This is a genomic window from Bacillus cereus group sp. BfR-BA-01408 (genome assembly GCF_022663305.1).
Classification (GTDB): domain Bacteria; phylum Bacillota; class Bacilli; order Bacillales; family Bacillaceae_G; genus Bacillus_A; species Bacillus_A pacificus.
The window spans coordinates 192,481-206,764 of sequence record NZ_JAKUFF010000002.1 but is presented as its reverse complement, the minus strand read 5'-3'; the positions used below and the strand labels follow the sequence as shown (position 1 = coordinate 206,764).

Here is a 14,284-nt window from a genome sequence, read left to right as displayed (position 1 = left end):
TCTCTGTATGAGTAACACAAATCAAAAAATCACTACATTTTTAATGTTTGAAGGTAAAGCTGAAGAAGCGATGAATTTTTACACATCACTATTTGATCAATCAGAAATTGTAAGTATCTCTCGCTACGATGAAAATGGACCTGGTAAAGAGGGTACTGTAATTCAGGCAACATTTACGTTACACGGGCAAGAATTCATGTGCATAGATAGTTATGTAAATCATAATTTTACATTTACACCAGCTATGTCTCTTTATGTAACTTGTAATACGGAAGAAGAAATTGAAACGGCTTTTAATAAACTAGCGGAGGATGGAGCAGTACTTATGCCTTTAGGTGCCTATCCGTTTAGTAAAAAATTTGGTTGGTTAAATGATAAGTATGGTGTGTCTTGGCAGTTAACGCTTGCGGAATAAATTGTAATTGATTTGTTTAATGAGTGTAGTTAAGAGGTTAAAAATTTAAATAACAAATAAAAAGGTGTTCCAACCGTCAACAGGTTTGGAATGCCTTTTTATTTGTTTAAACGAATTTGTATTTTTCCTATTTAGAATATTTTGTTTTTATTGCTGCTTTTTATCTGTTAATATAAATATAGAAAAATATGTATTAATTATTGGTTACGTTAATAGAAAAAGGAAAGCTTTTATAGTAAATGATCTTACATTTAAAATATAACAAGATAGCTAGGGGGAATAGTTATAATGGATACAACTCAACAAAACAGTAATGCATGGGATAAAAAGGTTGAAGAAGGTTCTAGATATACACAACCTGTAAGTCGCGAGGTTATTGAAAGAAGTAAATCAGGTGAATGGGAAATCACAGTTACCACAGAAAAATCAGTTCCTAGAGAGTGGTTTCCAAAATCATTAGATGGATTAAAGATACTTTGCTTAGCGTCAGGTGGAGGGCAACAAGCACCTGTTCTAGCTGCTGCTGGAGCAGATGTAACAGTTACTGATATATCAAGAAAGCAGTTGGAACAAGATAAAAAGGTAGCAGAACGGGACGGGTTAACTTTAAAAACAGTTCAAGGGGATATGTCAGACCTTAGTGATTTTGAAGATGAATATTTTGATATTGTCGTAAATCCCGTTTCTAATTTGTTTGTAAAAGATGTTAACCTTGTATGGAATGAGATATCAAGGGTACTAAAGAATAGAGGAATTCTTATTTCAGGATTTACAAATCCGTTACTATGGATTTTTGATGACAATCAAGAGCAAAAGGGTATACTTGATGTTAAACATTCTATACCTTCATCAACACTAGACTACTTACCAGAGGATGAAGTTCAAGATTATGTAAATTCCAATCAAACAATAGAATATGCACATACTCTTGAAGACCAAATTCAAGGTCAAATTGAAGCTGGTTTAGTTATAAGTGGTTTTTATGAGGATGATTTTGGCGGAACTAGAATATTAGATAAGCATATTAAAACTTTTATTGCCACAAAAGCTATAAAATTAAAGATGGATTAAAAATTATTACTTGTTATACCGGGATTAGTTGAAGAATGGTCTTCAAAATAGGGAAAGTTCAATATATGTCAAAAAGGATGGCAATGGCCATCCTTTTTCTTGTGTATTTTGAGTATATAAACAAATTTTACAACTCTCAGCTGAACCTGTTATTATTTTTTGCTACACGTTGCCTTATTAAGAATTTTGCATGCCGAATCTTTTCCCAAGTTTAGCTAACAATTCAGGCTGATCCCCTTGGCTCATTACAACTTCAATAAAGATAAGTTGATTGTTATTTACAGTTATATTCGTTAAAACTTCTGCTAACTCTGTTTCATTTTCCACTTTCCATGTTAGACTTTTTTCTTCTGTTCCGAATACGTTCGCTAGTTTTGTGTAATCCCACATTTGTATGTCATTATACGTTTCATTTTGACCATGAATTGCACGTTCAACAGTGTATCCATTGTTATTAATTAAAAATATAATCGGTTTTAAATTTTGCCGAAGTATAGTTGATAACTCTTGAACAGTTAATTGGAAAGAACCATCACCAATAATTAAAATGTTACGCCGCGATAAATTAGCGAGCTGTGTACCAAGTAGAGCAGGTAATGTATAACCAATTGATCCCCATAATGGTTGTGCTACATAAGTGGTGTTATTTGGTAAAGGGATAGTGGCACTACCGAAGAAAGGCGTTCCTTGCTCTGCAATTAAAACATCGTTTTCTTGTAAGAAATGATATATTTGTTGCCAAAATCGTTTTTGTGTAATCATTTGTGCTTTTGGATTGAACTCTTCTGTTATAGGTAGTGATTCTGAAATAAACGGCTTAATTTCAAGTGTGTCTTCTTTGCGATGTTCGATTAAATCATTTAATTGTTTTAAAACATCTTTCATTACAACGGGTCCATATTTTTTATCCATAATTTTCACAGTATAGGGATGGATTTCTATTACTTGCTCTTTTTTAAATCCTTGTGTAAAGCCACCGGTAATAGTATCAGTTAATTTCACGCCAATACTAATAATACAGTCAGATTCATCAATTCTTTTTCGTAAGTATGAAGGACTAACGTCACCAGTATAAATTCCTATAAATTGGGGGTGTTTTTCAGGGAATATTCCTTTCCCCATACTTAATGTCGCGATAGGAAATCCAGTTTTTTCTACGAATTGATGCAAATATTCTTCAGCATGAAAACGAGCCACTTCAAAATCAGCTAAAATAACAGGTTTTCTGGCACTGTTTATTTTCGAAGTTGCATGTAAAAGCATTTTATCCAGCGCATCTTTATTACTTACAACTGGTTTATGTAAAATGGATTCCGTAGGTTTATTAATTGGTTTATTATACACATCAATCGGTAATTGAATATGAACAGGGCGTTTCTCACTCCAACATGCACGTAACACACGATCAATTTCCTCAGTAGCATGTTCGGGGGTTAAATTTGTTTGCGCTACAGTAATTTCTCGATACATATTGGAAAAGTGATCGAACTTTCCATCACCTAACGTATGATGAACGAGTGCTCCATTCTCCATTACTGTTGTAGGTGGTGTCCCCGTGATTTTTATAACAGGTACATTTTCTGCGTATGAGCCAGCAACACCGTTAATGGCGCTTAATTCTCCAACACCGAAAGTGGTAATAAGAGCAGCGATTCCTTTTATACGAGAATATCCATCAGCAGCATATGCTGCATTTAATTCATTACAATTGCCAACCCACTCTAACTTTTCATGTGCTACTACATCATCTAAAAAAGCCAAATTATAATCACCAGGGACACCAAAAATATGCTCAATTCCTAATTCGCTTAGTCTGTCTAATAAATATGTACTTACAGTATATTGCGTTTTCAAATGAATCATCTCCTAATTGTGCAATGAATATTTCAATAGACGAAAGAAGTTCAAATGCGTTCATTAAAATATTGATTACTGGATTGTGGTATAATTTACATACAGGGGGAAAATAGATGACACAACATAAAGAAGAACAGATGAATGAAGCATTAGCATTATTTTACTTTGCATATAAAACATTTACTGAAAAGCCAGATGAAATTATAAAAGAGTATGGCATACAACGAGTACACCACCGAATTTTATTTTTTATCGCACGCTTTCCAGGTCTAAGCGTAAATGAGTTATTATCACTGTTAGAAATAAGTAAACAGGCTCTACACGGACCATTACGACAACTTGTGGAAAAGGGTTTAATTGAGAGTAATGAAGCTACACATGACCGTCGTGTGAAACAGTTATCTTTAACAGAAAAAGGTACCGAATTAGAGAAAAAATTGAGCGATGTACAAAGGCAACAAATGGGTACTATTTTTTCAAAATTTGGTGAATCGTGTGAAGAAAATTGGCATCAAGTTATGAATGAAATGGCAAATAGCCGATCAGGTTTTGATGCTTGGATGTCGAAGCGAGAAGTTGTAATCGATCAAAAATGATAAGAAATATATCTGTTTTATAGTTTGAAAAAGAACAGATTTTATCCATTCCATTAAAATACGTATGCCTAAAAATGTAAGAAATAAAAAAATCTCCTACATTTAGATTGTACCGAAGTAAAGCAGGAACATGTATCCATACTGACATTAATGGTGTGCTGAATACATTGCAAAAATCAAGAGTTGTACAATTGGATGGCAATCTCAAAGTGAAAACGCCGATTCTATTAGAAGTGCAAAAACGTAAGGCTGTTGCTTCGTGCATAGCTTAGTGGGTGTGTCAACCATCCATGTGTACTCGATTTGTCGGGGCTTGTAGCACACGCCGGAGTCATCTGAGTGGTGGCTTCTTCCATAAGGAAGAATTGCTCTTTTTTGAAAGGGGGGTGCAAGTGGGAAAACAATCGTTCGTTGCCAGTACCAACCAAAACTTACTTGAGGTGTTATCGTATGGTGGCATGAATGCTAGAGCGTCAACCTGTCTAGTGATAGACGAAAAGACCTAGCGTTCTAACTCAAGCCCCACTGAAACGTTTTGTCTCAATGGGGTAGTTGACACGTGTACGCAATGGAACAATACAATTCACATTTCCGAGAGGGGAATTATAATGATAAAACTTGTACTTATTCGTCACGGACAAAGTTTATGGAATCTTGAAAATCGTTTTACTGGTTGGACTGATGTAGATTTATCAGAGAATGGATTAAGTGAAGCGAGAGAAGCAGGAGCAATATTAAAGAAAAATGGATATACTTTTGATGTTGCTTATACATCTGTATTAAAACGAGCAATTCGGACGTTATGGATTGTACTTCATGAGATGGACCTTGCATGGATCCCAGTACATAAATGTTGGAAACTAAATGAAAGACATTACGGTGCATTGCAAGGATTGAATAAAGATGAAACGGCGAAAAAATATGGTGAGGAGCAAGTTCATATTTGGAGAAGAAGTATTGATGTAAGACCACCTGCTCTTACTGAAGATGATCCTAGGTATGAAATGAATGATCCAAGATATAAAGCACTTAAAAAAGGTGAGCTTCCATTGACTGAATGTTTAGTGGATACGGAGAAAAGAGTACTTGCTTATTGGCATTCAGAAATCGCGCCATCATTAAAAAGTGGTGAAAAGGTAATTATTTCATCACACGGTAATACGATTCGTTCGCTAGTGAAATACTTAGATAACCTTTCAAGTGATGGTGTTGTTTCATTAAATATTCCAACGAGTATACCACTCGTTTATGAATTAGACGATAATTTACGACCAATTCGTCATTATTACTTAAGTATGGACGGAGAAGTACCAGAAGGGGAAATTCCGAAACATATTTCTTTTTAACATGAAAATTTGAAACGCGTGCTTGTCTACATATACAATGTAGATTCAGGATAAAGTGAAACTTTAATCAGTGGGGGGTGTTCGTCCCACTGATTATTAGTTGAACCAATCGGGCTTTTATGGGCAGTTGATCCCCCACCTATTTTCTTCGCTTTTGCAGAATGTTGAGATGGGGAGCTTACTGCCCACAAATAGCGGGGTAAAAGACGTGGCACCTTCTAATGTATATGCAATGTAGCTAAATTTAGAAGCTTGTCCACGTCTTTTGTCATAAAGAGAGCTGCTTGTGCATGTAATGATATCGTGAGTAGTTTTTGAATGGAGGGTGATGTCATTGGTGATCTCTAACATTCGAATCGGCTTATTTATTTTAGCAATCGTTTTTCTAGTACTTGTTTTCTTTTATTGGAAAAACGAAGAGTTGTACGAGGAGAAGAAGCAACGAATTAGAAAGACTTGGTATGGGTTGTTTATAATATCAGTCACCGTGTATTTCATGGTAAAAGGAATTGATTTAACCCTCTGGAAAAATCTTTTAATGTTCACTGCAATGGTTATTTTCGTTGATATTGCATTTATTTTAACACCTAATATTTCAGAAATATGGGGAGCAAAATTTAGCGATATCGGCAAGACTGTTCAATCGATAAAACGGTCATTAATTGCTTCTAAAGCAAGAGGAGAAATATACACAACAATTATTCAAAATGTCAATCCGGCAGTATTCGGTACGATGGAATGGCATACGGAAGAAGAATATACAAAAAGCTTAAACGTATTTTTAGATTCGTATGGTGAAAAGATTGGGGCAAAAATTGTTGTATTTGAAGCGGCAAAGGAATTAAATACAAACTTTCGCGGTATCCGTTCTCAATTTAGTATCATCGTTCCGTTTGAACATATTGAGCAATTGAATGAGCAGAAAGCGGTGCAAGTAGAAAATGTCGGAATTATACCAGCAAAAATAGTGAGTGATGTTTTCATTGTTATTGATGGTAAGAAAAATAACCTGCAAGATCGAGATTTTGAAAATGTATATAATTTAACAATACATCATAGTTATTTTAGTAAGTAGGACAGAACTTTCTGTCCTACTCTTTTATACATAAATTCGGAATAAATCGGAAAAAGTTGAATAAAATCGGACAATCATCCCTACACTAGCACGTAGAGGTGATTGTAGTGATAAAAGATTATGACAATGATTTTTTTAAAAAAGATAATGAAGATACAACAGATTTCTCGTTAATAAAAGGAGATACATTACAGCAAGTAGAAGAGCTAGAAGAAGAATTAAAAAGAAAATCATAAGTGTACACTCTTTCTGCATTTGCTATATAATATAAATAGAAGATTGTATCTTTTTGAAGAGGGGGAGAAGAGATGGCTGAAGTAAATATACAAAAGTCTTCATTTTTTAAAGAAAAAAAAGAAGAACCAAATACAGATTTCTCTCTTGTGAAAGGTGCGTTAACGGAAAATATAAATCGCTTAGAGAAACTGATGAATAATAGCAGTTCAAAATATATACGAGTGAAAAAAACAAAAGAAAATGCATAGTGCATTTTCTTTTGTTTTTTATTTAATATTAAACTTTTCTTTTATTTTTTCAGGTAAATCTGCTTTCTGAATCTCTTCATAGGATTTTACTTCAATTGATGATATTTCATTTTTGTTATTATCATCTTGATTTACAAATAGGCGTAAAAGTGCGTCTTCATTTAATTTATGGTCGTTTTCTTTTTTTGTACTTCTAAATGTAATTTGTTTTTTTACTCCGTTTTCATCATAAGCAGGGAGTGTGTAGTTACGTAAGTTTCTACCTTCTACTTTTTCGATAGTTCCTTCGCCTTTTATCTGCACGTAATATACATCTTTACCAATTCGATTGAGCGATGCTCTCTCACAGCCAATAGTAAAACTAGAAAATAATAAACATAGTGTAATAATTGTTAAAAACTTTTTCATTTTCTTTATCTCCTTCAATTTCTTTCTTTACACAGTATACGGCTATTATGAAGTGAGAAAAATCGATATAGATTACAACATCCTTACAATGTTGTAAGAGTGTTGTACATAAAATGAATAATATATTAAAAAGTTAAAAGAAAAGTAAAATAACGAATCATGGTATAATGATAAAAGACTTACATATTATTTTGTCATTTTGAGAGGAGCTTAAAAATGTATTCTACTTTAGAACAATTAACAAAGCACCCTGTATTTTATCATTTTGCAGAAATTTCAAAGATTCCTAGAGGATCGGGTAATGAAAAGGAAATTAGTGATTATTTAGTTGGTTTTGCAAAAGAGCGTAATTTAGAAGTAATTCAAGATGAAGCAATGAATGTCATTATTAAAAAAGAAGCAACTGCTGGCTATGAAAATGTACCAGCTATTATCATTCAAGGTCATATGGATATGGTATGTGAAAAAAATCAAGCAACCGTACATGATTTTGAAAAAGATCCAATTGAATTGCGAATCATTGGGGACATGTTATATGCAAATCAAACAACTTTAGGCGCTGATAATGGTATTGCAGTGGCGTATGCGATGGCTTTATTAGATTCGAAAGACATTCCGCATCCAGCACTTGAAGTAGTTATTACTACTGAAGAAGAAACAACAATGGGCGGTGCTTTTGCTGTTGATTCAAATCATTTTGAAGGAAAGATTTTTATAAATATTGATTCTGAAGAAGATCATAAATTACTTGTAAGTAGCGCAGGTGGTGCGAAAGCTGTTGAAACAATTCCAGTAATTTGGGATGAAGCGTCAGCGAATACGGATGCATATCGTCTATATGTTGGTGGTTTAAAAGGCGGACACTCTGGTATGGAAATTGATAAACAACGTGGTAATGCAAACAAAGTATTAGGACGAGTATTACGCGATTTATCAGCAAATATTCAATTTGATATAAGTGAAGTTCACGGCGGGTTAAAAACAAATGCAATTCCGCGTGAAAGTGTAGCTACAATTTTATTACGTCAAGAAGATGTAGAGAAGGTAGAAGAAAAGCTAGAGTCATGGACACGAGTATTACAAGAAGAAATGCGTGCTGTTGATCCAGATGTTCATGTTACACTTACAAAATTGGATGAGAAAGTAGAAAAAGTATTTGCTAAAGAGACGCAAAAACAACTTATTTCATCATTATTCTTAATCCCAAACGGCATTCAAAGTATGAGCATGGATATTAAAGGTCTTGTAGAAAGTTCAACAAATTTAGGTGTTATTGAAACGTTGCAAGATGAAATTAAATTACGTAACGAAGTGAGAAGTTCTGTAAGTAGTTTAAAACAACATGTTGCAGATGAGATTAAATGTATCGCCGATTTAGTTGGTGCAACATTTGAAATCGAGTCAGAGTATCCAGAATGGCCATACAATCCGAATTCACAAATTCGTAATTTGTTTGAAAAAGTGCATCAAGAAAAATACAATAAAGATGTTGAAATCTTTGCTGTACATGCAGGAATCGAATGTAGTGTATTCGTTCAAAAGATGCCTGAATTAGATGCAATTTCATTCGGTCCAGATATATTTAATGTTCACACTCCAGATGAACATATTAGTATTTCTTCTGTTGTGAATAACTGGGGATTCTTTGTTGATGTAATGAAGGGTACGAAAGAATTAGCTAAGTAATAATGATGAAATGAAAAGTAGCCTATAAAAATTTATAGGCTATTTTTTTGTATAGAGTTTTATTAGAGATTCCTTTGTAATAAAAGAAAGGCTTGAAGACAATGATTCGTCGTTTGAGAAAGCTAAAAAATGTAGCAGTCATAGTAAGCTTCTAAGTAAATTGTAAAAACCTACACTACTTAGAAGCGAGGAATAAAGTTATGAAGCATCCATTATGTAATCATTGGCCGGAAACAAAGTATATAAAAGATATAGTAACAAATCCACTCATTGAAGTAGGAGAGTACTCCTATTATTCAGGGTATTATGGTCATCAAAATTTTGAAGATGGCTGTGTAAGGTATTTGTGGGGGATGCTAAGTCCCGAGCACTTTTCAATCCAATTGAACAGATGGGATGGCATCTTGATAAACTCATTATTGGGAATTATGTTTGTATTGCCAGTGGAGTAGTCATTTTAATGGGTGGTAATCATAATCATCACTCAGAATGGATTACAGTATATCCATTCGCTGAGCAAATTGAACAGTCATATCAATTATAATGCCTGGCGTTACAATCGGTGAAGGCGCAATCATTGCAGCAGGATCTGTCGTAAGTAAAGATGTTCCGCCGTATACAATAGTGGGGGGGAACTCCAGCTAAAGAAATAAAGAAACGATTCACTGATACAGAAATAAATTTGCTGATGGAAATGCGTTGGTTTGATTGGGATAGAGAATTAGTTGAGAAGGCAATGCCTATATTATCTAGCTCATCTATCAATCTATTATATGATTTTTATAAAAAGGAAGTAAAAAATAGATAAGTCTGTGAAAAAACTACATTCTATATAGGATGTAGTTTTTTATTATAAGAGATTAATAGTCTAGACTAAGGAGAATTTATCTCTGGTATGAGTCTAGCAAATAACTGAATTGAATAATTAAAATCCTTTATAGTTAATAAAACCAGTGTGTCTCGATATTTAATCGGACACACTGGTTTTATTTTTTGTAAATGTGGAACAAATGTATTATTTAGATTGTCTATTCATTGTAATCCTAAAAAATATGAAATTACGGATCATTTTTAATAATACAAGGGTATTAAAAATAAGGCTGTGTGGGGAATACTGACTGTATCAGTGCGCCTAAAAGGATGGAATGGTTTATATGGAAGCGATCCTAACGTCTTATATGTATATAGAATTTGATAAGATTGTCTATTTTTATAGTGATTATGCTAGAAAAGATATTGGAGGTAAGAGAATTGAAAGGTATGTTTTACAAAAAATTCATTGTAATAGTAACAGTGCTGACACTATTTTGTAGCATAGTTGTTACATCTGGGAGCGCATCAGCGGAAACAGTCCCTGTTTTAGACGTAGAAGCAGGATCAGCAATTTTAGTAGAAGCAAATTCCGGAAAAATTTTATATGAGAAAAATGCTGATGAATCACTAGCAATTGCTAGTATGACAAAAATGATGAGTGAATATTTAGTTCATGAAGCGGTGGAGAAAGGAAAACTTAAATGGGATCAAAAAGTTAAAATTTCTGAGTATGCATATACGATTTCGCAAGATCGTTCATTATCAAACGTTCCATTAGAAAATAGTGGCTCTTATACGGTCAAAGAGTTATATGAGGCAATGGCAATTTACTCTGCAAACGGTGCAACAATTGCTTTAGTTGAAGAAATTGCTGGAAAAGAAGCCGATTTCGTGAAAATGATGAATGATAAGTCAAAAGAGTTTGGAATGAAAAATTACAAATTTGTAAACTCTACAGGCTTAACAAACTATGATTTAAAGGGACATCATCCAGAAGGGACTACTTCAGACGAGAAAAATAAAATGTCCGCAAGAGATTGTGCGATTTTAGCACAACGTCTCGTTCAAGATTTCCCCAAAATGTTAGATACAGCAAAAATCCCCAAAAAAACATTCCAAAAGGGTGGCAAGTATCCAATTGATATGGTGAATTTTAACATGATGTTAAAAGGTTTAATTAAGCAATACGAAGGTGTAGATGGTTTGAAAACAGGAACAACTCCAGAAGCTGGTGATTGCTTCACTGGTACAGTAGAAAGAAACGGTATGCGTCTAATCTCTGTAGTAATAAAAGCAAACTCTCATACAGCACGTTTTGATGAAACGAAGAAATTATATGATTATGGATTTGCGAATTTTGAAGTGAAGAATATCTACGGAAAAGGTTCAGTAGTAAAAGGGCATGAAACAGTGCGAGTTGCAAATGCAAAAGACAAAGATGTAATAGTTCAAACAAAACAAGCTATTTCACTTCCAATGCCGAAGGGCAACAAAGACGTTTATAAAAAAGAATTTAAAGTATCGAATGAAGAACAAGAAGCGCCCATTAAAAAAGGTGTAACAATAAGTAAAATGGTTATCTCGCCTAAAGATAATACGGATCCTGGATTTTTATCAGGTAAATCATTACAAATAGACCTTGTAACAAAATCTGATGTAGAACAAGCAAATTGGTTTACACGTTTTATGCGTAAAATCGGATCTTTCTTTAATGGTATGTGGAATAGTGCGGTTGATATAGTAAAAAGCTAAGTTTATAGGGTGAAAACTAAATATTAATCTAAAAAAAGAGTTTCGAAGCTTTATAGATTCTTATGTAGATAGCTCGAAATGGAAGATGGTATTAATTTTCAAATTGGATACTTCGAAACTTTTGTTATTGTAATCAAGCTAACAGAAATTTGTATCTATAAAATCAAAAAACAATATTCTTTTTGTGGAAATATACAGAAAGGATGGCGTTTATTATGAATTTTTTAATTCAAAGCATTCTATTACAAGGTTAGTTTAATAAAGTTATATAAAGAAAAACCATCCATTATTTCATCAAGTGACAATAAAAAAATAATATCCGGTACTTATTTCTGTAATTAGATTTTATAAAAACTTAATAAAATCTTTTCTTTGTATTAAATACTTTGTTTTAAATTATTTATATAAGGAAATGGAGACCAAAAAACAGATGTATAGATTGACTTTGAAGTGCTTATATCAGGGATCTAACAATTCTCCCGCTACACTAGTATAGTGGCCTTTATGAATAGCAAAATCTACAATTTACAAGGAGAACATTTTATGAGTAAGAGAATAAAAGAATTAGATTCTATACGAGGGTTAGCGGCACTTACTGTGGTATTTGGACATTTTTGTTTAATGCTACCATCGTTGCCTAATGCTATTAAATTTTCCCCACTTAGGTTTTTATGGGCGGGTGGGGAAGCTGTTATCGTTTTTTATGTACTAAGTGGTTTCGTGTTGTCTATGGCACTTTATCATTCAAAAACAAATTATTGGGGATATTTAATTAAGAGATTTGTAAGAATCTATATTCCTTATTATTTTTGGATAATCGTTACCTTTGCTTTATTTATTTTATTTTCGCCGTATGAAGTGGTAGGACTACGTGATTGGTTCTATGATAGATGGCAAGGGTCTATAACAAAATTAGATATTATAAACCACTTTGTGCTTCTTAATAACTTTTTTACGGAAAATTATAATCCAGTTATTTGGTCATTGGCTCAAGAAATGCGTATATCTATTGTGTTTCCTTTGTTATTTCTTCTCTTTTATAAACTGAATTGGAAGAAAACGATGCTATTTGCTTTGAGCTTTTCTTTAATTAGTGTTTTTCTTAATATGTTGCATATTGGTAAAGCTGAGGGGTTTTATAATGGTTATGCTGATACGCTACATTTTACATCTATGTTTATGGTTGGAATGTTACTTTTTAAACATCAGGAAAAACTTATCTACTCATATAGGAATATGAAAAAATTTAATAAAGGATTTCTTATTGCACTAGGGATTATTTTATATTTATATTCCATTTTAATTTATGGTATTTCCCGTAATGATACTACTTTCTTATTAAAAGATTGGGGTGTCGTAATGGGTGTTAGTATATGTATTATAATGGCCATGAGTAACCTAAAAGTAAAAGCATTTTTAAATAAGAGTGTGTTTGTATATTTAGGGGAAATTTCATACAGTATCTATTTGTGCCACTTTCCAATCATGATGGTACTATTTAAACTTTTGTATACAAAGATACCTATCTTTTTCCTTCTTATTTTGTGCATTACAATGACACTACTTTTTTCTATAGTTTCGTATCATTTAATCGAAAAGAAATGTATTAATTGGGCAAAACAAAGAACCACAAATTTATTGAAAAAAGTATAATGCCTAGAGAAATTTTATTTCTTTAGTAAATATACGAATATGACCGATTCCTAAGCATTTTTAGGAATCGGTCAATTTAGGATTATAAATGTAAATATAGTAAAGTGGAATATAAATGAAATCGAAAACCATTTAGAAATAACAATTACGTTGTGAGCTATTGTATAGTATAGATATGGTTAATACTAAAGGGGGAATACATATGTGGAAGCGATTTGTAGCGATTGGTGATAGTTTTACAGAGGGGATAGGGGATGAAGTTGAGGGAATTGTATTAAAAAGCTGGGTAGATCACTTTGTTCAACTGTGTGTACACGATATAGAATATGCCAATTTTGCAAAGCGTGGTTTAGTAACGAAAGAAATTCGCTCGCAGCAATTGGAAAAAGCATTAACTTTTAAACCAGATTTGGTTAGTCTAATTGCGGGTGCAAACGATGTATTAAAAGGACGTTGGAATCATCAAGCATATAAGAACGATATGGAATTTATGATAGATACATTAAGTAAAACAGATGCTGATATTATGATAGCAAATCTTCCAGATTTTACAGTAAGGCTTCCTCTTGCTTCTGAAAAAAAACAAGCATTAAAAGAACAATTATTAGAGATAAACGAAGTTATACGTTCACTAAGTAGAGAATATAAGCTTCATTATGTTGACTTTTGGAATCATCAGTTAGTTAATGACAATACGCTTTGGTCTAAGGATTTCATTCATCCAAACTCAAAAGGATATGTAAAAGTTGCTGAATTAATTCATAGTAGTTTACCTGTGCATGACTCTTCTAAATAAGCTGTAGAATGACCAGAACTCCTGTCGGACATATCGCACAGGGGTTTTTAATACGAAAAAGAAGGATAAAGGGCTATAAATTATAGTTTAAGTAACTTTTTATTTTTGATATTTTCTGTTGCAGAACTCTTTGTATAAGGGTTCTTTTTTGTAGATATTTGATACAAAAAAGATAGAATTGGAGAACAGGAACTAAGAGATATTTTAAATGAAATTGTTAAAACAATACTAATAATAAAGTTCATTAATTATATCGGCTTCTTCTTTTTGTATGAGCTTAAAGACTTCTCTCTTCTAATCCGGCTTAACCATAAATTAAATTTTTATTGTA

At 32.9% G+C, this 14,284-nt stretch carries 13 protein-coding genes and 2 pseudogenes; 13 read left to right on the top strand and 2 right to left on the bottom strand.

What is annotated here, in order from left to right; genetic code table 11:
* Positions 1-7: 7 nt before the first annotated feature.
* Both MR083_RS02330 and MR083_RS02325 read left to right on the top strand, forming a co-directional pair.
* The gene (locus MR083_RS02330) at positions 8-415 is read left to right on the top strand and encodes a VOC family protein (protein WP_000072497.1); all 408 of its coding nucleotides are present in this window, start codon (positions 8-10) and stop codon (positions 413-415) included.
* A 288-nt stretch (positions 416-703) separates the two neighbouring features.
* On the top strand, positions 704-1,486 hold the full coding sequence (locus MR083_RS02325) for a class I SAM-dependent methyltransferase (RefSeq protein ID WP_000381776.1): 783 nt from the start codon (positions 704-706) through the stop codon (positions 1,484-1,486).
* A 177-nt stretch (positions 1,487-1,663) separates the two neighbouring features.
* Here the strand turns inward: MR083_RS02325 and MR083_RS02320 are convergent, their stop codons facing one another.
* A complete protein-coding gene (locus tag MR083_RS02320; RefSeq protein ID WP_242268413.1) occupies positions 1,664-3,349 on the bottom strand; it encodes an alpha-keto acid decarboxylase family protein in 1,686 nt (561 codons plus the stop codon).
* A 107-nt stretch (positions 3,350-3,456) separates the two neighbouring features.
* On the opposite strand from MR083_RS02320, the gene MR083_RS02315 reads away from it, so the two are divergent.
* The 6 genes and pseudogenes from MR083_RS02315 (at position 3,457) to spoIISB (ending at position 6,845) form a co-directional block, all read left to right on the top strand.
* Positions 3,457-3,939, top strand: coding sequence for a MarR family winged helix-turn-helix transcriptional regulator (locus MR083_RS02315; RefSeq protein WP_016717517.1), 483 nt, complete (start codon positions 3,457-3,459; stop codon positions 3,937-3,939).
* A gap of 89 nt (positions 3,940-4,028) precedes the next feature.
* Positions 4,029-4,211, top strand: a pseudogene (locus tag MR083_RS02310) (RNA-guided endonuclease TnpB family protein); the annotation flags it as partial.
* Between the two features lie 336 nt (positions 4,212-4,547).
* A complete protein-coding gene (gene gpmA, locus MR083_RS02305) occupies positions 4,548-5,285 on the top strand; it encodes a 2,3-diphosphoglycerate-dependent phosphoglycerate mutase (protein ID WP_000594137.1) in 738 nt (245 codons plus the stop codon).
* 337 nt (positions 5,286-5,622) lie between these two features.
* The gene (locus tag MR083_RS02300) at positions 5,623-6,360 is read left to right on the top strand and encodes a type II toxin-antitoxin system SpoIISA family toxin (RefSeq protein ID WP_014893739.1); all 738 of its coding nucleotides are present in this window, start codon (positions 5,623-5,625) and stop codon (positions 6,358-6,360) included.
* 107 nt (positions 6,361-6,467) lie between these two features.
* Positions 6,468-6,596 carry a hypothetical protein gene (locus MR083_RS02295; RefSeq protein WP_000588714.1) on the top strand — a complete coding sequence of 43 codons (129 nt, stop codon included), beginning with the start codon at positions 6,468-6,470 and terminating at the stop codon, positions 6,594-6,596.
* A 72-nt stretch (positions 6,597-6,668) separates the two neighbouring features.
* Positions 6,669-6,845, top strand: a complete 177-nt coding sequence (gene spoIISB / locus MR083_RS02290; RefSeq protein ID WP_000852590.1) for a stage II sporulation protein SB — start codon at positions 6,669-6,671, stop codon at positions 6,843-6,845.
* An 18-nt stretch (positions 6,846-6,863) separates the two neighbouring features.
* Here spoIISB and MR083_RS02285 read toward each other — a convergent pair whose 3' ends face one another.
* The gene (locus MR083_RS02285; protein ID WP_016717519.1) at positions 6,864-7,253 is read right to left on the bottom strand and encodes a YxeA family protein; all 390 of its coding nucleotides are present in this window, start codon (positions 7,251-7,253) and stop codon (positions 6,864-6,866) included.
* A 216-nt stretch (positions 7,254-7,469) separates the two neighbouring features.
* Between MR083_RS02285 and pepD the strand changes: the two genes are divergently transcribed.
* From pepD to MR083_RS02260, 5 genes and pseudogenes are all read left to right on the top strand, one after another.
* Positions 7,470-8,939 (top strand): beta-Ala-His dipeptidase, encoded by a 1,470-nt coding sequence (pepD, locus tag MR083_RS02280; protein WP_000287562.1) that lies wholly within the window; start codon positions 7,470-7,472, stop codon positions 8,937-8,939.
* 200 nt (positions 8,940-9,139) lie between these two features.
* Positions 9,140-9,747, top strand: a pseudogene (locus tag MR083_RS02275) (CatB-related O-acetyltransferase).
* Between the two features lie 443 nt (positions 9,748-10,190).
* On the top strand, positions 10,191-11,504 hold the full coding sequence (locus tag MR083_RS02270) for a D-alanyl-D-alanine carboxypeptidase family protein (RefSeq protein ID WP_277931416.1): 1,314 nt from the start codon (positions 10,191-10,193) through the stop codon (positions 11,502-11,504).
* Positions 11,505-12,008: 504 nt separating this feature from the next.
* On the top strand, positions 12,009-13,157 hold the full coding sequence (locus tag MR083_RS02265) for an acyltransferase family protein (protein ID WP_041184666.1): 1,149 nt from the start codon (positions 12,009-12,011) through the stop codon (positions 13,155-13,157).
* 175 nt (positions 13,158-13,332) lie between these two features.
* The gene (locus tag MR083_RS02260) at positions 13,333-13,953 is read left to right on the top strand and encodes an SGNH/GDSL hydrolase family protein (protein ID WP_242268412.1); all 621 of its coding nucleotides are present in this window, start codon (positions 13,333-13,335) and stop codon (positions 13,951-13,953) included.
* Positions 13,954-14,284: the final 331 nt, after the last annotated feature.

Excerpts from the sequence above, each read along its gene's own strand:
- MR083_RS02330 (WP_000072497.1), top strand. The coding sequence starts at position 8 with ATGAGTAACACAAATCAAAAAATCACTACATTTTTAATGTTTGAAGGT.
- MR083_RS02325 (WP_000381776.1), top strand. The coding sequence starts at position 704 with ATGGATACAACTCAACAAAACAGTAATGCATGGGATAAAAAGGTTGAA.
- MR083_RS02320 (WP_242268413.1), bottom strand. The coding sequence starts at position 3,349 with ATGATTCATTTGAAAACGCAATATACTGTAAGTACATATTTATTAGAC.
- MR083_RS02315 (WP_016717517.1), top strand. The coding sequence starts at position 3,457 with ATGACACAACATAAAGAAGAACAGATGAATGAAGCATTAGCATTATTT.
- gpmA (WP_000594137.1), top strand. The coding sequence starts at position 4,548 with ATGATAAAACTTGTACTTATTCGTCACGGACAAAGTTTATGGAATCTT.
- spoIISB (WP_000852590.1), top strand. The coding sequence starts at position 6,669 with ATGGCTGAAGTAAATATACAAAAGTCTTCATTTTTTAAAGAAAAAAAA.
- MR083_RS02285 (WP_016717519.1), bottom strand. The coding sequence starts at position 7,253 with ATGAAAAAGTTTTTAACAATTATTACACTATGTTTATTATTTTCTAGT.
- pepD (WP_000287562.1), top strand. The coding sequence starts at position 7,470 with ATGTATTCTACTTTAGAACAATTAACAAAGCACCCTGTATTTTATCAT.
- MR083_RS02265 (WP_041184666.1), top strand. The coding sequence starts at position 12,009 with ATGAATAGCAAAATCTACAATTTACAAGGAGAACATTTTATGAGTAAG.
- MR083_RS02260 (WP_242268412.1), top strand. The coding sequence starts at position 13,333 with ATGGTTAATACTAAAGGGGGAATACATATGTGGAAGCGATTTGTAGCG.